Origin of the sequence: Ferrovum myxofaciens, assembly GCF_000735045.1 — a bacterium.
Taxonomy (GTDB): Bacteria; Pseudomonadota; Gammaproteobacteria; order Burkholderiales; family Ferrovaceae; genus Ferrovum; species Ferrovum myxofaciens.
On the sequence record NZ_JPOQ01000032.1, the window covers coordinates 1 to 17,886 of the forward strand.

At 59.7% G+C, this 17,886-nt stretch carries 19 protein-coding genes, 1 other RNA gene and 1 pseudogene; 9 read left to right on the plus strand and 12 right to left on the minus strand.

Annotated features, from left to right (window positions below):
- Positions 1-37: 37 nt before the first annotated feature.
- The 4 genes and pseudogenes from IV91_RS0106040 to IV91_RS0106055 all read left to right on the plus strand — a co-directional run bounded on the left by IV91_RS0106040 (position 38) and on the right by IV91_RS0106055 (position 3,256).
- On the plus strand, positions 38-364 hold the full coding sequence (locus tag IV91_RS0106040) for a type II toxin-antitoxin system PemK/MazF family toxin (RefSeq protein WP_031596839.1): 327 nt from the start codon (positions 38-40) through the stop codon (positions 362-364).
- Between the two features lie 170 nt (positions 365-534).
- Entirely contained in the window at positions 535-969 is a 435-nt protein-coding gene (locus tag IV91_RS16715) for a c-type cytochrome (protein ID WP_150112405.1), read from the plus strand.
- A 26-nt stretch (positions 970-995) separates the two neighbouring features.
- Positions 996-1,106 (plus strand): annotated as a pseudogene (locus IV91_RS17140) (OsmC family protein); the annotation flags it as partial.
- Between the two features lie 14 nt (positions 1,107-1,120).
- On the plus strand, positions 1,121-3,256 hold the full coding sequence (locus IV91_RS0106055; RefSeq protein WP_031596843.1) for a DUF748 domain-containing protein: 2,136 nt from the start codon (positions 1,121-1,123) through the stop codon (positions 3,254-3,256).
- A gap of 7 nt (positions 3,257-3,263) precedes the next feature.
- Here the strand turns inward: IV91_RS0106055 and IV91_RS0106060 are convergent, their stop codons facing one another.
- Together IV91_RS0106060 and IV91_RS0106065 are read right to left on the minus strand one after the other, a co-directional pair.
- Positions 3,264-3,905, minus strand: a complete 642-nt coding sequence (locus IV91_RS0106060; protein WP_031596844.1) for a response regulator — start codon at positions 3,903-3,905, stop codon at positions 3,264-3,266.
- A 78-nt stretch (positions 3,906-3,983) separates the two neighbouring features.
- Complete coding sequence (locus IV91_RS0106065; RefSeq protein WP_084189949.1) at positions 3,984-4,568, minus strand: chorismate--pyruvate lyase family protein; 585 nt, start codon at positions 4,566-4,568, stop codon at positions 3,984-3,986.
- Between the two features lie 109 nt (positions 4,569-4,677).
- Here IV91_RS0106065 and IV91_RS0106070 point away from each other — a divergent pair, with 109 nt between their 5' ends.
- From IV91_RS0106070 to ribA, 3 genes are all read left to right on the plus strand, one after another.
- Complete coding sequence (locus tag IV91_RS0106070; RefSeq protein WP_031596847.1) at positions 4,678-5,664, plus strand: NAD(P)H-quinone oxidoreductase; 987 nt, start codon at positions 4,678-4,680, stop codon at positions 5,662-5,664.
- A gap of 7 nt (positions 5,665-5,671) precedes the next feature.
- Positions 5,672-6,319: a YjbE family putative metal transport protein gene (locus IV91_RS0106075; RefSeq protein ID WP_031596848.1), complete on the plus strand. Its 648-nt coding sequence runs from the start codon at positions 5,672-5,674 to the stop codon at positions 6,317-6,319.
- 69 nt (positions 6,320-6,388) lie between these two features.
- Entirely contained in the window at positions 6,389-6,982 is a 594-nt protein-coding gene (gene ribA / locus IV91_RS0106080; RefSeq protein WP_035417296.1) for a GTP cyclohydrolase II, read from the plus strand.
- A 2-nt stretch (positions 6,983-6,984) separates the two neighbouring features.
- Here ribA and ispF read toward each other — a convergent pair whose 3' ends face one another.
- Together ispF and ispD are read right to left on the minus strand one after the other, a co-directional pair.
- On the minus strand, positions 6,985-7,458 hold the full coding sequence (gene ispF / locus IV91_RS0106085) for a 2-C-methyl-D-erythritol 2,4-cyclodiphosphate synthase (protein WP_031596850.1): 474 nt from the start codon (positions 7,456-7,458) through the stop codon (positions 6,985-6,987).
- Positions 7,436-8,137, minus strand: coding sequence for a 2-C-methyl-D-erythritol 4-phosphate cytidylyltransferase (gene ispD, locus IV91_RS0106090; RefSeq protein WP_031596852.1), 702 nt, complete (start codon positions 8,135-8,137; stop codon positions 7,436-7,438). The genes ispF and ispD overlap by 23 nt, the downstream gene beginning before the upstream one ends.
- A 29-nt stretch (positions 8,138-8,166) precedes the next feature.
- On the opposite strand from ispD, the gene mltF reads away from it, so the two are divergent.
- Positions 8,167-9,681, plus strand: a complete 1,515-nt coding sequence (gene mltF / locus IV91_RS0106095) for a membrane-bound lytic murein transglycosylase MltF (protein ID WP_051862185.1) — start codon at positions 8,167-8,169, stop codon at positions 9,679-9,681.
- Here the strand turns inward: mltF and serS are convergent.
- The 8 genes from serS to IV91_RS0106130 form a co-directional block, all read right to left on the minus strand.
- Positions 9,648-10,928: a serine--tRNA ligase gene (serS, locus tag IV91_RS0106100; protein ID WP_031596856.1), complete on the minus strand. Its 1,281-nt coding sequence runs from the start codon at positions 10,926-10,928 to the stop codon at positions 9,648-9,650. The two genes, mltF and serS, sit on opposite strands and share 34 nt — an antisense overlap.
- 16 nt (positions 10,929-10,944) lie before the next feature.
- Positions 10,945-11,547, minus strand: a complete 603-nt coding sequence (recR, locus tag IV91_RS0106105; RefSeq protein WP_031596859.1) for a recombination mediator RecR — start codon at positions 11,545-11,547, stop codon at positions 10,945-10,947.
- Positions 11,548-11,553: 6 nt separating this feature from the next.
- Positions 11,554-11,877 carry a YbaB/EbfC family nucleoid-associated protein gene (locus IV91_RS0106110; protein ID WP_031596861.1) on the minus strand — a complete coding sequence of 108 codons (324 nt, stop codon included), beginning with the start codon at positions 11,875-11,877 and terminating at the stop codon, positions 11,554-11,556.
- Positions 11,874-13,466: a DNA polymerase III subunit gamma/tau gene (gene dnaX / locus IV91_RS0106115; RefSeq protein WP_031596863.1), complete on the minus strand. Its 1,593-nt coding sequence runs from the start codon at positions 13,464-13,466 to the stop codon at positions 11,874-11,876. Before dnaX ends, IV91_RS0106110 begins: the two co-directional genes overlap by 4 nt.
- Position 13,467: 1 nt before the next feature.
- Positions 13,468-14,091, minus strand: a complete 624-nt coding sequence (locus IV91_RS16720; RefSeq protein WP_084189959.1) for an acyloxyacyl hydrolase — start codon at positions 14,089-14,091, stop codon at positions 13,468-13,470.
- Between the two features lie 36 nt (positions 14,092-14,127).
- Positions 14,128-14,226, minus strand: an RNA gene (gene ffs / locus IV91_RS17145) — signal recognition particle sRNA small type.
- 59 nt (positions 14,227-14,285) lie between these two features.
- Positions 14,286-15,659, minus strand: coding sequence for a phosphomannomutase/phosphoglucomutase (locus IV91_RS0106125; protein WP_031596867.1), 1,374 nt, complete (start codon positions 15,657-15,659; stop codon positions 14,286-14,288).
- 26 nt (positions 15,660-15,685) lie between these two features.
- Positions 15,686-16,798 carry a YheT family hydrolase gene (locus tag IV91_RS0106130; RefSeq protein ID WP_233418403.1) on the minus strand — a complete coding sequence of 371 codons (1,113 nt, stop codon included), beginning with the start codon at positions 16,796-16,798 and terminating at the stop codon, positions 15,686-15,688.
- Between IV91_RS0106130 and alr the strand changes: the two genes are divergently transcribed.
- Entirely contained in the window at positions 16,792-17,865 is a 1,074-nt protein-coding gene (gene alr, locus IV91_RS0106135) for an alanine racemase (protein WP_031596869.1), read from the plus strand. The genes IV91_RS0106130 and alr overlap by 7 nt on opposite strands.
- Positions 17,866-17,886 lie beyond the last annotated feature (21 nt).

Here is a 17,886-nt window from a genome sequence, read left to right on the forward strand (position 1 = left end):
TGGATGAAGCCTTGGCGGACATGGAAGGCTGGACGGAATGATGCGGGGTGATTTTGTAACCATTGTCATGCAAGGCGACTTTGGTAAACCAAGACCCGCCTTGGTAATTCAGGCCGATCAATTTGGCGAGCACGCAACTGTTACGGTGTTACCGATGACAAGCACGCTGGTTGCTGCTCCTTTGCTACGTACCCCTATTCAGCCAAGTGCCGAGAATGGCTTGAATAAGCCTTCGCAGGTGATGATTGACAAAGCCATGACCGTGAAGCGGGACAAGTTGGGTCAGGCCTTTGGACGCATCGATGGGGTGGTGATGACGGAAGTTGAGCGTTGCCTGGCCGTGTTCTTGGGGATCGCCAAGTGAGGTACCTCACCGTTTATGGGCGCGATGAAGGTGTCGTCATTACTATTCGGGTATCATCACTGCATCGAAAATTGTTTGCAACAGGAGTGGCGGACCCCCCTCTGTCAAGACGGAAATACGATGGGTTCAAGGGTGAAAAAATCATTGGTTTCAATTTCGGAGGGAAGATCATGACAGGAAGAACGAACATCAAGGGGTTACTGGGGTTGGTGTTGGGAAGCTGGATGGTGGTGGCCCAGGGGGCGGGACTGGATCCCGAGTTGGACAAGGTGGCGCAACAGGGGAAAGATCTGTTCAGTCATGCAACCTTTGACGGGAATGGCGCCTTTTGTGAATCCTGCCATCGCAATGGCGGGGTGGGACCAGGACGTCGTCCCGACGGCCAAGCCATTCCCAGTCTGACCAATGCAGCGGCCATCTTTCCCCGTTACAAGGCGAAGGCGGGGCGGGTGTTTACGTTGCAGGACCAGATTCGGGGCTGTGTGGGCATGGCCCTCCAGGGCAAGGCGCCTGCTTATGGCAGTGATGAACTGACGGCCCTGACCGTGTATGTGACCAGTCTGGCGCAGGGAAAACCTTTGGATATGGGTGGAAAACCCCAGTGAGTCCAGAGGGTCTGACGAAGTATGCCCATCTTGACCGTATCCTGGGTCAGTTTGAAGAATTTTGTACGGTGGGGCGTAGTGTGGCTCAGGGGATTCCGGTGCGGATGACCGTAGTGAACACTGCGGGGTCGTCTTGAAGGCTGTTTGAATCATGCGCCAGTTAGGGTGGGGGCTGGGGATCCTCTTGGGCGGCTTGTTGGTGGGCTTGCTGACCATGCCTGAGTGGTTGCCTGGGGTGATCCACCGGCAAGCGCAACACTGGGCAGAGGAGACCCATCACCGGTTGGAGATCGGCTCGCTCAAGGTGGAGATTTTTCCTTTTCGGGTCCAGGTGCATGGGGTTAGGCTCTACGAAGCCGATGGGCAGACTCTCGTTCTGGGGCTTGAGGATCTGGAAGCGTCCCTGGCGCTCCATTCGGGCCTGCGTCTCCTCCCTGTCATCGATGAACTGACCCTGACCCATCCCGTGGTTCATTTGGTACGTAATCCTGCGGGAGAATGGAACCTGGCAAGTCTGGCAGGACCCTCTTCCGGCGGTGGGTTCCCTTTTGTCGTGGAAAAGGTCCGGATCCTGCGCGGCGAAGGATCGGTGTGGGATCAGGGGAGCGATACCCATCACGATATTCGCAATCTTCAATTCCACTTGCCTCAACTGTTTTCCCGGCTTCGGGATAAAGACTCCTGGCTATCCCCTTCTCTTCATGCCGAGGTGGATGGTGCCTCCCTTGACCTGAAGGCACGGATTCGTCCTTTTTCCTCGGAATTGAGAGGAGAAGGAGACTTGTCCGTACAGGGACTTGATCTGGCGCCCTGGATTCCGTCGTGCTCGGTTTCTCCCGGTGCTCTGACCACGCACTTTGCCTTTTGGGGTCCTAACTGGGGCGCATTGCAGAGAGAATTGAGCGGACTTCGCTTATCCGTTCCTCAGATCAAGGGGCGGGTCGCCGGCCTGGAGATCCTCCTGCAAGATGTCCAGTTGAGCGCCCCGAGTGTGCGCTATAACGGGGGGGCGGTGAATTTTGGAGTGATTCACCTGATGGGGCATGATGGGCAGATTCGCCCGGTGGGGGTATCTGAAGCGGCGTTTCCCCCTTTGCCGCTGAGCAAACTCGAGGGAACCGTGGAAAAACTGGCCTGGCCTGTTTCCGTGCGGACTCCACTGCCCCTGTCGCTGACATTGCAGGTGGGGGCGCAGGGCCGTCTTCAAATTGCCGGTCCCGTGGACCTGAGGGCACAGGGGGCGCACTTGACCGTGCATGCCCAACATCTGGATTTACGACCGGTACAGCCCTGGTTGGCACGCTATGCACAGGTTCGGTTGGAAAGCGGGCAGTTATCCCTGGAGGGGGTGTTGGATGGGTCTTTCTCTTCGCCCCAGGTTTGGCAAGTGCGCTATCGAGGGCAGGCTCAGGCCGATGAGTTGGCGGTACGTGAAGGGCGCCGCGGTCAGTGGCTGTGGCGCAGCAAGACTCTGTTTGCACAGGGGGAGGCCACCTTGAATCCCCTGCGTTTGCGCTTGGATCAGGTAGCGCTCAGCGATTTTTATGTCCGGCTCCACCTCTTGCCGGATGCTACCCTGAACTGGGTGAATTTGCTGAATCCCTTGCCCGTCTCTTCTCCCTCTCCCTCGGTGCCAAAATCCGCAGGATCTTCCCCGCCCGAGAGTTCATCGGTGGTTGCGCAGGCGGCGGTGGTGATCCGCAAAGTCACCTTGCAGGGGGGGACGATCCACTATCGGGACGACTATGTGCATCCCCCCTATAAAGCCAATCTCACCCGTCTGGGCGGAAAAATCGAGGGACTGTCCTCGGCGGAAAATACCACGGCCCGTCTGGAATTGCGTGGACGGGTTCATGATGCCCCGTTGTTGATTGAAGGACAGATCAATCCGCTGGCGCAGAATCTGTTTCTGGACATGACGGCTCAGGTGACTGGAATGGATCTGATGCAGTTCAGTCCCTATTCAGGAAAATATGTGGGGTATGACATCGAACGGGGGAAATTGTCCTTCGATGCGCATTATTCGGTCCGGAATCATGACCTGCAAGCCACCAATCACCTGGTGTTGAATGAACTGACTTTTGGAAAACCGGTGGCCAGTCCCGGAATCACCCACTTTCCCGTGGCGTTGGCAGTTTCCCTGCTGCAGGATCCCCAGGGCAGGATCATGGTGAATCTGCCCATTGCCGGGTCGCTGGATGATCCCCAGTTTTCAGTGGGGGGGGTGCTGGCGCGTACGCTGGTTCAGGTGCTGGAAAAGGCAGTGGAATCGATTTTCGTCCACTGAGGGAGGATCAGGGAACCAGATGGTGCGTGATGGCATAATGGATCAACTCGGCGTTGGTGCGCATTTTCATTTTTTCCAGAAGACGGGCCCGGTAGACGCTCACCGTTTTAGCGCTCAGGATCATGATTCCGGCAATTTCACTCAATTTTTTCCCGGAAGCGATCAGACACAGGGTCTGGTATTCGCGGTGAGACAGGGTCTGATGGGGGAGATCCTGATTTTGATGAGTCAGGTTCTCCGCCAGTTGAACGGCCAGTTCGCTGCTGATGTACTTGCGTCCGGTGGAAACCTGGCGAATCGCAATCACCATCTGGCTCAGGGCATCCTGTTTGTTGATGTACCCGGCGGCACCCGCCTTGAGAGAACGGATGGCGTACTGATCCTCGGGATACATGCTGAGGATCAGGACCGGCAGGTTGGGTTTGAGGTCCTTGATCTTGATCAGTACGTCGATGCCATGTTCGCCGGGCATGCTGATGTCCAGCAAGACGACGCCATAGGCATTGTCCCGAATCAATTGCAGGGCTTCCGCCCCGTTTTGTGCTTCAGCCACCACTTCCATGTCTTCGGTGTCACGGAGGAGTTGGGTGATGCCTTTGCGAATGATGGCGTGATCGTCCACCACCAGAACTTTTATTTTTTCAGACATAAATCCTTGAGGCCGAAAGTTTGATGGGGTATGGGAGTAGCAGATTGAACATCCCAAGTATATAAGAAAACCTTAAGGTTATGCAAAAAAAGACAGTGCCTGGGCAGGGTCGGAACGGTGGGGGGGGAGTGTGAGAAAAATTTCGGTGACCAGCAAGGCGGATCCCTGACGCACATGCAGGGAACGGCGCGCCCAGGGGGGCAAGTCCAGGGGAAACCGGTCCAGTCGTACACGGAGGGGGTGGTTCAGGGAAAGTTTTTGGAAATGTAGGGGGGTACGCCGGATCCGGGCATCGGTAAAGAGGAACTCCCCGAGGGGGCGAGGATCACGGGCATCCAGAGTGGGCCAGGCGCGCGGCAAGTCCCTCAGGGACAGGATGCTACGGGCAAAAACCAAGGGCAACGCCCCGTTGCACAACAGGACTTCACGGCTCCAGACCTGTTGGTGACAGGAAATTTTGAGCAGACGCGCCTCGTCGGGAAAGGGAAAGCGGGTGCCGGTTTCCAGGATTTTGACCTGAAACCGGGGGCAGACGGTTTTGAGGGCGGACGTGAGGGAATCCGGCGTGGTCAGCCAGTTTCGATGGGCCTGGGACAGGTTTGAGCGCAAAGGACGAGCTGTCCATGTATCCCTGGGCCAGACAGGGGAGTTAGGGGGGATCATGGGCGGATTATCCCACAGACATGCTATGCTCCGCCTGCAGGATGGGCGAGTGACTCGCCCGGAGGATCTCTTCAGGGGGGAAAGGATTATGTGGGATGTACCGGTGAATATGGGGTGTGTGGAAATTTCCAGGGCGGGGGGGCCGGAGGTTCTGGTTTGGAACCATCGTCCCGTGCCGCGCCCGGGATTGGGGGAGGTTTTGATTCGGGTGGAAGCGGCAGGGGTCAATCGCCCGGATTGTTTTCAACGCGCCGGGTTTTATCCCGCGCCGCCCGATGCTTCTGACCTGCCGGGATTGGAAGTGGCCGGGGAAGTGATGGCAGTGGGCGAAGGCGTGACCCTGTGGGAGGAAGGAGACCGGGTCTGTGCCCTGCTGGCCGGTGGAGGGTATGCCGAATATTGTGTGGCGCCGGCCTTGACCTGCCTGCCCTGGCCCCGGGACTTTACCGCAATCATGGCGGCGGCCCTGCCCGAGACTTTCTTTACTGTCTGGAGCAATGTGTTTGAACGAGCCGCGCTCAAACCCGGAGAAACCCTGCTGGTGCAGGGAGGGTCCAGTGGCATCGGGACCACCGCCATTCAGATGGCGCATCACCTGGGACATCGGGTTTTCGTCACGGCGGGGTCTGCCGAAAAATGTGCGGCCTGTGTGGACCTGGGGGCCGAGCGCGCCATCAATTACAAGGAAGAAGATTTCCTTGAGGTGATCCGGGAGGTCACGCAGGGTAGGGGGGTCGATGTCATTCTCGATATGGTGGGGGGGGATTATCTGCCCCGGGAAATCAAGGCGCTGGCAGAGGATGGACGGCTGGTACTGATTGCCTTCCTGCGGGGTTCCAAGGGACAACTGGATTTGGCCGATCTGATGCGCCGCCGTCTGACGGTTACGGGTTCCACCTTGCGTTCCCGTTCCACCGGGTTCAAGGGTGAAATTGCCCGGCAACTTCAGGCACGCATCTGGCCGCTGCTGGACCAGAAACTCATCCAGCCGGTGATTCACCAGACTTTCCCCCTGCAACACGCATCCCTGGCCCATGAACTGATGGAATCCAGTGCCCATACCGGCAAGATCGTTCTGACCGTGAGACCTTCCTGATCCTCCCATGGACATGACGTTCTGGCTGGCTCTGGGACAGATCATCCTCATCAATCTGATCCTGAGCGGGGATAATGCAGCGGTCATTGCCCTGGCAGCCTGTCGGCTCGAGCCGGCCCAACGCAGCATCGCCCTGTGGTGGGGCAGTCTGGGCGCGGTGGGATTGCGCATTGGGTTGACATTATTGGCCACCTCCCTGTTGGCCTGGCCGGGGATTCAACTGTTGGGTGGCGCGGTGCTTCTGTGGGTGTCCTACGGGTTGGGGGCACCTGAAGCACCTTCGGAGATCGGAGAGTCTCCGGTGCAAGGGCGCTGGCGGGCCATTCGTACCATTCTGGTGGCCGATGTGTTCATGAGTCTGGATAATGTACTTTCCTTGGCGGGCGTGGCGCGCGGCGATCATCTGCTGCTCATTCTGGGTTTGCTCACCAGTTTGCCCCTGGTGGTGATGGGCAGTTCCCTGTTGCTGCGTCTCTTCGAACGATTTCCCTGGGTGGTGGTGCTGGGCGCTGCCCTGCTCGCCCAGGTGGGGGGGGCGATGTTGGCCAGCGATAGTCTCTGGCAGCGGCTGCCCTGGGGACCCTGGCCCCATGCTGCTCTGGTTTTTTCCCTCTTTTGTGCGTTTCTGGTGGGGCTGCTGCGCCTGCGTTCCTGAATGGGGAGCGCAGGGATTTGTTAGAATGCCTCTTTTGATGGGTTTTTCATCAATTTCTGGAGTTTATGGATGTCCTTCGATTCTTCCGCGATGCCTTGGGTGCGGATGCCAACGGTTCATGGCGAATTCAGCGCCCGGGTGTTTTCCGTGCAGGGCGAAGAACATCTGGTGCTCAAACGGGGGGATGTGGCCGGCACACCCGGCGTGCTGGTGCGGATTCACTCCGAATGTCTCACCGGGGATGCCCTGTTCTCCCGTCGTTGTGACTGTGGACCCCAGTTGGCGCGTTCCCTGGAATTGCTGGGGCAGGCCCAGGCCGGGGTGCTCGTGTATCTGCGCGGACAGGAAGGGCGCGGGATCGGGTTACGGGCCAAGTTGGCGGCCTATGCCTTGCAGGATCAGGGATTGGATACGGTGGATGCCAATCTGCATCTGGGCCTTCCCGTGGATGCCCGCAGTTATGAAGGCGTAGTGGAGATATTGACTACCCTGGGGGTGCGCCAACTGCGTTTGTTGACCAATAATCCGGACAAGATTCGCCAGTTGGAACAGCCGCCACTGGAAATCGTGGAACGGGTGGCCTTACAAGTGGCAGTGGACGAAGAACATCGTGCCTACCTGGAAACCAAGCGCCAGCGCCTGGGACATTGGCTCGATCTTTAAAATCAGAGCGGCATGAGCAGGCACACGGCCTGTGCTGCGACGCCTTCACCCCGTCCGGTAAACCCCAGTTTTTCAGTGGTGGTGGCTTTCAAGTTGATTTGCGGGCGCGGCGTTTCGAGATCGGCGGCCAGGTGGTCCAGCATCTGCGCCAGATAGGGTGCCACCCTGGGCGCTTGCAAGATCAGCGTGGCATCCAGATTGCCCAAACGATACCCACCTTCCCTGACGCGTCGATAAACGTCGCGGAGCAGGACACGACTGTCGGCATTTTTCCAGCCTGGGTCGCTGTCCGGAAAATGATGTCCGATATCGCCCAGTGCCGCGGCACCCAGCAAGGCATCGCAAATGGCATGGAGCAGGACATCTGCATCGGAGTGCCCCTCCAGTCCCCGCTCGAAGGGGATGGTTACGCCGCCCAGGATGAGCGGACGTCCAGGCACCAGAGCGTGTACGTCAAATCCCTGACCGATGCGCATGGCAAACCTCCAGGATGGCTTGGGCCAATATCAGGTCGGCGGGCCAGGTGACCTTCAGATTGGTGATTTCTCCCATGACCAGACGAGGCTCGAGGCCCATGCCCTCCAGTGCGGAAGATTCGTCTGTGGCGGCGGGGTGAGCGCGCAGGGCTTCCAGCAGACTTCCCAGACGAAACATCTGGGGGGTCTGGGCTGCCCACAGTCCGGTACGATCCAGGGTGGTTGCCACGCAGTCGTGATCGTTCTGGCGCTTGAGGGTGTCGCTCAGGGGAATGGCCAACAGTCCGCCCACCGGGTCGCCCTGCAGGGTCTGGATCAATCGGTCGAGTGCGGCGCGGGACAGGCAGGGGCGGGCGGCATCATGGACCAGCACCCAGGTGTCCGGCGGATGAAGGGACTGAAGGGATTGGAGGGCATTGAGCACGGTTTGGGCCCGGGTGGGGCCGGCGCAGGCCAGGGGTTGGACCCGCGTGGAAGAGAAGGGCCAAGCCAGACCGAGATCCTCGGGCAGGGCGGAGAGTACGGGATAAATCTTGAAAATGCGCGGGTGTGCATCAAAAATACGGAGTGTATGATGCAGAAGGGGAACCCCATCGAGCAGGGAGAATTGCTTTGGAACCGGACCACCAAACCGGCTTCCCGAACCGCCGGCGGGAATGATAACCACGCAAGGAGACATGATCGATCTTGAATAAAGGACAACACGGAATGGTAACACAAGCCCGGGTGATGACCCTGGGGCAGTGGCTGGGCGCACACCTGTGGCGTCGTCCGGAACGGCTGTTGCTATTGATTCTGCTGGTGCTGGGTGGGGGTGTGTGGTTGCGCCACAGCGAGCATCCCCCCGATCCGGGCGAACAAACCCTGGAAGAGGCACCCGTGCTTCCCCCGCTGACGGCCTTGGGCTCCCTGCCCGAGTTGGTGGTGGCAACCCGCCGGGCACCCGGCAGTTACTGGACCGAGCCAGACGGGCGGACGCTGGGTATCGAGCATGATCTGGCCCTTGGGTTGGGGGCGTTTCTGGGAAAACCGGTGCATTTCCTGGTCCTGGATGATCAGGAGCAAGTCGTGCGCGCACTGCGCACGGGAAAGGCCCATTTTGCCGCCCTGCCCGAAGGGGGGAAGGAATCCACCGCCCAGGGCTTCCTGTTCACCCCTCCTTACTATCACAGCCGTTTTCAGATCGTCTTCAATGCCTCGCGCCAGTCTGCCCCGCACTCCCTGGCTGATCTCGTGAAGGATCCGCTGACTCTGGTTCATAACCCGCAAATGGAGACCCAATTGCAAAATCTGCGTACCCAGGTGCCTGGGCTGCGCTGGAAATGGGCTCCGCGAGGTATGGGAGAAGAGGATTTGCTGCGCCAGGTTTATGAGGGACAGGTGGAGTATGCCGTGGGGGCCTCGGAGGAAATTGCTCTGGCCCAAAATGATTACCCTGATCTGGCGGTGGCTTTCGGCATTGGGCAGGAAATCCCTCTGGCATGGGCTTTTCCCGTCGGGTCATCCCTGTTGTACGAGGCGGCCCTGCATTTCATGGAAGGATTCCGGAATAGCGGAGGACTGGCCCAGGTGGTGGAACGTTATTATGGATCGGTGGGGGCGTTATCCCATGACGATGCCCTGGAATTTTTACAGAAGCGGGTGATTCGCCTGCCCAATCTAAGTCCGATATTCCGGGCGGCTGAACGTTTGTCGGGACTGGACTGGCGTTTGCTGGCTGCCTTGTCTTTTCAGGAATCGCGCTGGAACAATCAGGCCGTATCCCCCACCGGGGTGCGGGGACTGATGATGCTCACGGCAGATACGGCGGATCATCTGGGCGTGACGGATCGTCTCGACCCGAATCAGGCGGTGCCTGCTGCTGCGCGCTATCTGGCGCAGATCCGCAACGAACTTCCTCTGTCCATCGAGGAACCGGACCGAACCTGGATTGCTTTGGCGACCTACAATGTGGGGCAGGCCCATGTGGAAGATGCACGCCGACTGGCACGGCAAAAGGGACTGGATGACCGGACCTGGAATGCCCTGCGCCAGACCCTGCCGCTGCTGGCGGAACCACGGTATTACGAGAAGGTACGGTATGGGTTTGCACGGGGCGGAGAGCCCGTGCGGTTAGTGGAGAATGTACGGAGTTACTACGACGTTCTCGTGCATACCGAGCCGAATTCCCGCGTTTTTCCTGGGATGAGTCACGGCCCGATCAGATTTTCTCCGCCCATGTAGGGCTGCAGTACCGTCGGGATGCGCACGGCCCCGCTGGCGGTCTGATAGTTCTCCAAAACAGCCACCAGGGCACGTCCCACGGCAACCCCCGAACCATTGAGGGTGTGAACCAGTTCCGTGCGTCCCGCCTCATTGCGAAAACGGGCCTGCATGCGGCGTGCCTGGTAAGCCTCGCAGTTGCTGCAGGAAGAGATTTCGCGGTAGGTTTGTTGCGCCGGCAACCAGACTTCGAGGTCATAGGTCTTGCTGGAACCGGCACCCATGTCGCCGGTACACAGGACGATGACCCGATAGGGGAGTTCGAGCAGTTGAAGGATGCGCTCGGCGTGGCCCGTCAGTTCTTCGAGGGCCTCATAGGAACGGTCGGGATGAACGATCTGGACCAGTTCCACCTTGTCGAATTGGTGCTGGCGAATCAAACCGCGAACATCCTTGCCATAGGCCCCGGCTTCGGAACGAAAACAGGGCGTATGGGCGGTGAGGCGCAGGGGCAGGTCGGTTTCCTTGAGGATTTCGTCCCGTACCAGATTGGTGAGGGGGACTTCGGCCGTGGGAATCAGATAGTGGGTTTCCTGTTCACCGCGCGGAACCGCAAACAGGTCGGCTTCAAAACGGGGCAACTGGCCGGTGCCGCGCAGCGTTTCAGCATTCACCAGATAGGGGACATAGGCTTCCGTGTAGCCATGGGTCTGGGTATGGGTATCAAGCATGAATTGGGCCAGGGCCCGGTGCAGCCGTGCCAAACCGCCCTTGAGAACCGAGAAACGGGCGCCGGACAATTTGCTGGAAGCCTTGAAATCCAGTAACCCCAGGGTTTCGCCAATCTCCACATGGTCGCGTACCGGAAAATCAAAGACGGGGGGGGTGCCCACCTGGCGGAGTTCCACGTTGTCCTGTTCGTCACGGCCCACGGGAACGGATTCGTGGGGGAGGTTGGGCAACATCAAGAGCAGGGTTTCCAGGCGTTTTTGCAGGTCGGCCAGACGGGCTTCCAGTTCGCCCAACTGGCGGTTGACGGCAGCTGCCTGCTCCAGATGAACGGTGGCTTCCTCGCCGCGTGCCTTGCATTGACCGATGAGTTTGGCCAGTTGGTTGCGTTCGGATTGGAGGCTCTGGGTGCGTACCTGTACCTCTTTTCGTTCGCTTTCCAGTGCCTGAAACTGGGCGGGGTCGAAGGGGTAACCGCGCGTCCCCAGCCCTGCGGTGACGCGCTTCAGATCGTTACGCAACCATTGAATGTCCAGCATGAAAGTCTCCTGTAACTCAGTTGAGGGCCTGGCGTCGTTCCCGCAAGGCCTGGGCCAGGGTGCCGCTGTCGATGTATTCCAGTTCTCCACCCACCGGCACACCCCGGGCCAGACGGGACAGACGCAGTCCAAGCGGGCGCAGCAGGGTGGCAATGGCGTGGGCGGTGGCTTCCCCCTCTGCCGTCAGATTGGTGGCCAGGATCACTTCTTCCAGGGCGGAACCCTGAATGCGTGTCACCAGACGGGGTAAGTGAATATCCTGTGATCCAATTCCGTCCAGCGGGGAAAGGTGTCCCATGAGCACGAAATAATGGCCCTGATAAGCCAGGGTTTGTTCCATCATCAGGAGATCGGTGGGTGTTTCCACCACGCACAACAGGTGCGGATCGCGGGACTCATCCTGACACAGTTCGCAGATCGGCGTGGTGGAATAATTGTTGCAGTGGCTGCATTGGGTGACCAGGTCCAGGGTATGCACCAGGGCGGCGAGCAATTGCTCGGCGCCGCTACGCTGGCGCTGAAGCAATTGATAGGCCATGCGCTGTGCCGTCCTGGGTCCGACGCCGGGCAATACGCGCAGGGCATCGATGAGCCGGGACAGGGGATGGGCGCGGGACATGGAGGATCAAAAGGGTAGTTTCATGCCTGGAGGCAGGCCCATGCCCCCGGTCAGTCCGGACATATGTTGCTGGGAGACCTCATCGATTTTTCGTTGCAGATCCTTGAGCGCCACCAGCAGCAGGTCTTCCAGCATTTCGCGGTCACCCATCAGGCTTTCCTGGATACTGACTTGGCGGACTTCATGGGTACAGGTGCTGCGAATTTTGAGAGCGCCCGCACCGGCACTGCCTTCCACCTCGATTTGGGCCAAGGTGTCCTGGGCACGGCGCAGATTATCCTGCACCTTCTGAGCCTGTTTCATCAGGCCGGCAAGGCCACCTTTCATCATGATTTTTCTCCTTGGGGAAGGGGTTTGACGCTGGATTCTACCAGCGTCCCCCCCAGTACGTCACGAACCGCCTGGGTGAAGGGATCCTGAGCCAGAGTCTGAAGGGCTCGCTGGTGGGCCTGGGCCTGGGTTTGAGCTTCCTGTTGGGCGACGCTGGTGCCTTCCTCATCGCCCAACTCGATGGAAAGGCGCAGGTCACAATCCAGAACACTTTCCAGACCGGTTCGCAAATTTTCCTGGTAAGGCAGCAGATGGGCAAATTTACGCGCCAGGCGCAGACGGATCTGATGCTGGGTCATGCCCAACCATTCCACATGGCGGGCCAGTTCATGGGTCATGCCCATCAATTGCAGACGCTCCACCAGACCGGCCCAGTCATCGATGGCCGGCGGGAGGCGCGCACGCTGCGGGGCGGCGGCAGGCGCAGGCGCCAAATCGGGTACGGTGGGGTGAGCAAAGGGGACGACGGGCGATGGCGCAGGGAGCGGCACGGGCGGTCCGGGTTGAAAGGCCAGGAGACGCAGCAATGCCATGCGAAACCCGGCCCGTTCATCGGGTGCAAAGGGCAAATCGCGGCGTGCCTGCACGGTAATCTGATACAGCAATTGCAGGGTGGAGGCAGGCCAGCGTTCCCGCCAGGCCCCCAGCTCCCGGGCACTGTCCTGCAGGGCCGGCGCTTTGGGAATGGCTTGCAGAAGCGCCAGATCATGAAACAGGACGGCCAGTTCCTGCAAGGCATGGTCGAAGGACAGACTATGTTCGGCCAGGGTGTCGGCGCAGGCGATCAACGTTTCTCCATCGCTCTCGGCCAGTGCGCGCACCAGATCCAGCAGGGCGCTGCGCTCGAGGGTGCCAAGCATGGCCCGAACCGGTTCCTGACGCACTTCTCCGCCGCCAAAGGCGAGGGCCTGGTCAAGCAGGCTCAGGGCATCGCGCAGGCTGCCCTGGGCGGCAGCAGCCAACAAGGGCAAGGCCGAGGCTTCGAAAGACAACTGTTCCTGTTCGAGCACATGACGCAGACGGTCTGCAATCTGGGCGGGTGGCAAAGGGCGCAGAGAAAACTGCAGGCAACGGGAGAGCACCGTGACGGGTACTTTCTGGGGGTCGGTGGTGGCCAGAATGAACTTGACGTGGGGAGGCGGTTCTTCCAGGGTTTTGAGCATGGCATTGAAGGCCGAGCGGGACAACATGTGGACTTCGTCGATGAGGTACACCTTGAAACGGCCCGCCACGGGCAGGTACTGGGTGTTTTCCAGCAACTCGCGCATTTCCTCGACGCGGGTGTTGGTGGCTGCATCCACCTCCAGCAGGTCGGGAAAGCGCCCTTCCTCGATGCCGATGCATGCCGGGCAGTGCCCGCAGGGAACATCGGTGGGACCCTGTTCGCAGTTCAGGCCCCGTGCCATGAGGCGGGCCAGGGTGGTTTTGCCGACACCACGGGTTCCCGTGAGCAGATATGCCTGATGCAGGCGTCCGCTCCTGAGGGCATGGCGCAGGGCTTGCACGATCGTCTCCTGTCCCACCATGTCGTCGAAGGTGCGCGGACGCCACTTACGCGCTAGAACCTGGGAAGGGACGGGGGTGTTCACCTCAGAACCAGTGGGACACGCGCAGTTGCAGGAAATCGATGCCGGGGTTGGGGTTCTGTAGGCCGGCATTGGACAGGTGTTGAAAGCGCACCATGACGTCCCAGTCATGCTGGGGGCCCAGGGTGACTCCGGCACCGATGTGATCGCCAAACTGAAAGTGGGTGCTCATGTTGTGACCCTCATAGATGTCGTGTTGACTGAGGTAATGTGCGCCGATCCCGCCCTCCAGGAAGGGAATGCAATTGCCCGAGGGGTTGGTGGGCGCGTAGCGAAACACGGGGGTGATGCCATAGTCGTTGATTTCATGATTGCCGCCCGAGGCGGCATGGGGCGTCCAGTGTCCCACGCCGGCATCCCAATAGCCGCTCAGCGCCCAGGGCCGGTCGCTGAACCAACGCTTGCCCCAGGAGCGGGAAAAGGAAATCCGCTCCATTTCCGTATGGTAACCGTAACCGGCTTCCAGCGAGACGGCATCTCGAATGGGCACGGTGGAAACCGGGTCTCCCCAGGAAGAGGGGGAGGTTTGGGCGGAAGGGTCTTGGGCGGCCATTGCGGAAAAAGATACGACCATCGGGAAGCCTGCCGTGATCAACGAAAACAGGCAGCGCGAAAAGAAACGCGTCATCGAAAAACTCGTCGTCAAGGTAAAAAAATGGGGTGAGGTGGCGAGCCCGACCCCCGGCACTTGCAGGATGCGGCTGTGGCTGCTTCCTTCCGGACCTGACCCGATTCACCGCTCTGTAATGCGGGGAGACCCGCCAGAGGTCTATGATCCTCCAGAATGCGGAAAAATTCAAGGGGGTGGGCGGGTCTTTTCATTCAGTAGGGAAAAATGGCATCGGGTTTGATCTTCAGGATCTCGCGTTTGAAGTCCTGCTGGATGCGTGCCAGGGCCGTCGCATCCTCCGCTTCGAAACGCAGGACGATCACCGGAGTGGTATTGCTGGAACGTGCCAGGCCAAAGCCATCGGCATACTCGATGCGAAGTCCGTCCAGGGTGATGCGTTCCTGGGCATCAGGAAAGTCTCCGTTTTCCTGAAGGGTTGCGATGATGAGAAAATTTTCGCCTTCCTGCAAACGAATCTGCAGTTCCGGCGTGGTGACGGCATCGGGCAGGGCATTGAGAACTGCGCCCGGGTCGCTGAATCGGCTCAGGATTTCGAGCAGGCGGGCGCCGGCATACATTCCGTCGTCAAATCCGAACCAGCGTTCCTTGAAGAAGGTATGGCCGCTCATCTCGCCTGCCAGCAACGCGCCGGATTCCTTCATCTTGGCTTTGATCAGGGAATGGCCGGTTTTCCAGAGAAGGGGTTTTCCGCCGAGGGAACGAATCCAGGAAAACAGGTTGCGCGTACATTTCACGTCGAAGATGATTTCGGCCCCCGGATTGCGGGACAGGACATCTTCGGCAAAGAGCATCAACTGGCGGTCAGGGTAAATGATATGCCCTTCCCGCGTGACCACGCCCAGACGGTCTCCGTCGCCGTCAAAGGCCAACCCCAACTCGCCTCGTCCCTGCTTCAGGGCCAGGATGAGGTCCTGCAGATTCTCGGGTTGAGAGGGGTCCGGGTGGTGATTGGGGAAATGGCCGTCGACGTCGCAGAACAGTTCCACCACGGTACAGCCCAGACGCCGGTAAAGTTCGGGACCAAAACGTCCGGGGATTCCGTTCCCACTGTCCACCACGATTTTCATGGGACGGGCCAGTTGCACCGTACTCGTGATCTGCCTCAGGTAGTCTTCGCTGATGTCGAGGGATTCCAATGATCCTGATCCGGACACCAGGCGCTGCTGGCACAGCCGCTCATGGAGGGACAGGATGGTGGGGCCGGACAGGGTTTCTCCGCCCAGCATCATCTTGAGACCATTGTATTCGGGGGGGTTATGGGAGCCGGTGACCATGACTCCGGAACCATGGGTGCGGGTATGAGCCGCGTAGTACAACATGGGGGTGGCAACCATGCCCACATCCACGACCCTCAAGCCCGCGCTTTGCAGTCCTTGAGCCAGTGCATCGCTCAAGGCTGGTCCGGAGAGACGTCCGTCGCGCCCGATGGCCATGCTGGTCAAACCCCGTTCCCGGGCTTCAGAACCAATAGCCTGACCGATGGCAGTAACGCCTGCAACGGTCAGGGTCTGGTCGACCACGCCACGGATGTCGTAGGCCTTGAATATTTCTTTGGGCGGGCGCATGGCGGGTCCTTGTTGAGGGAAAAGGTTCATTCTGAAGGATTGTGACCGTTCTGTGAAGGGGGTAGAAAAGGGCGCAAATAATTCAGCAGGTGGGCGGGCATCCAGTCCGCTCTGGGCGGCAGAATCCCGGAAATGAATCCCACATGCCCCCCCCGGGTCTGGAAATCCAGCGTGACGTCCGGCGGCAAGGCATGACGGGAAGGCAGTGCGTGGGGGGGCATGAAGGGATCGTCCCGCGCCTGCAGAAGCAGCGTGGGGCAGCGGATATGCGGCAACAGGGGCAGGCAACTGCTGCGTTTCCAATAGTCGCTGGCATCGCGAAAGCCGTGCAGGGGGGCCATGCAATGGTCATCGAACTGACGCAGGGTACGTGCCGCCAGGGTTGCTTCGAGATCGAAGGACCCAGGGAATTGCGCATGTTTGGCCCGGGCCTTGGCTTTCAGGGTGGTCAGGAAATGACGGCCGTAGAACCGGTTCAGGCCCCGGGTCAAATGGTCGCCCACGCTGGTCAGATCAAAGGGAGTGGCCACGGCCACGCAGCGGTGGACCCATGGGCTGGCCCGGTCGCCCTGTTCTCCCAGCCATTTTAGAAGCATGTTGCCCCCCAGGGAAAACCCCGCTGCATAACGTGGTGTGTGGGGGTATTCGGTATGAATGCGCTGGAGAATCCAGTGGATTTCCGGGCTGTCTCCGGCATGGTAGAGACGGGGGCGAATATTGAGAAGAGAGCCACAGGCACGGAAATTAGGAGCCACCACACTCCATCCGAGGGCCTGTGCGGCATTGGCCAGGGCACGGATATAGGTTGATTCTGCACTGCCTTCCAGACCATGAAAGAGGGTCAGGACGGGCTGGTCCGGAGCGCCGGTGAGACGTTCGATCTGGAGGGTGTCCCCATCCGGACTGGCCCAGATTTCCTGCCGCCAAAGAGGGCGGGGGACCGATACCCAACGGGCTCCGCAAACGGTCTGGACATGGGGGTTGCGGAGCCAGAAGGAAGGGGAAAAGGGGGAAGGAAAGAACTGGGCAGGAGAAAGATGCATCATGACGACCTGAGGGCGCTTAATGTTAACCTTCAGAGTATACGTGGTGAGAACCGGCGAAAGGAAGGGAATTGGGGTAAAGTGCGCGAATGTCACGTCCTACCTCCATTCATGTCAATCTGGAACGTCTGTGCGAAAACTTTCGCTGCGCGCGACGTCTTCATGGAGGGTCCCTGCTGGCGGTGGTCAAGGCCAACGCCTATGGTCATGGCGCGGTGACCTGTGCCCGGGCCCTGGCTCCCCAGGCTGAGGGTTTTGCGGTGGCAACCCTGGAAGAGGGCGCGGAACTGCGCGCTGCAGGCATCACGCAACCCATCGTTTTGCTGGAAGGCATTTTTTCTGCCGCAGACCTGGAGCAGGTTCGGCATCAAGTCCTGACGGCAGTTCTGCATCAACCCTGGCAGGTGCAACTCCAGTTGGAGCAGGAGGTCCCTCCAGTGGGCGGATTCTGGCTCAAGTTCGACAGCGGGATGCACCGTCTGGGGCTGAATGAATCCGATTTGCGTCGGGCGGTGGACCAGTTGCGGCGCAAATTCCCTGGAGTGGCGGTCACGGTCATGACTCATTTTGCCCATGCCGATGGGGTACATCCAGGGGTGCTGGATCCGGCGCTGACCCTTTTTCGTCAGGCGACTCAAGGCCTGTCGGTTCAAACCAGTCTGGCCAATTCCGGTGCCATTCTGGGCTATCCGGAAGCCCGGGGCGATTGGGGACGCCCTGGACTGATGCTCTATGGCCTCGATCCTGCCGCTCCCGGACAGCCGGTGCGGGCCGGACTTCGTCCCGTCATGTCCTTGCGTTCCCGGATCATGGTCGAGCGTTGGGTAAAAACGGGCGACAGTGTGGGCTATGGCGGACTGTTTCAGGCGCGTCGCCCTTCCCGTATCGGGGTCATTCCCTGTGGTTATGCCGACGGTTATCCCCGCACGGCTCCCCAGGGGACGTGGGTGGGCGCAGGGGAGGACTTCGTGCCTCTGGCAGGACGGGTGTCCATGGACATGCTCACTGTGGACCTGACCGATGCCCCTCGGGTCACGGTGGGAACGGAAGTGGAGCTGTGGGGGGATCAGGTTTCGATCAGTACCCTGGCCCACTGTTGTGGCACGCTGGCCTATGAACTGGTGTGCAGGGCGCAACGTGCAGTGCGTTGCACAGAAGGTTAAATACTTCCTCGGAACAGAGGG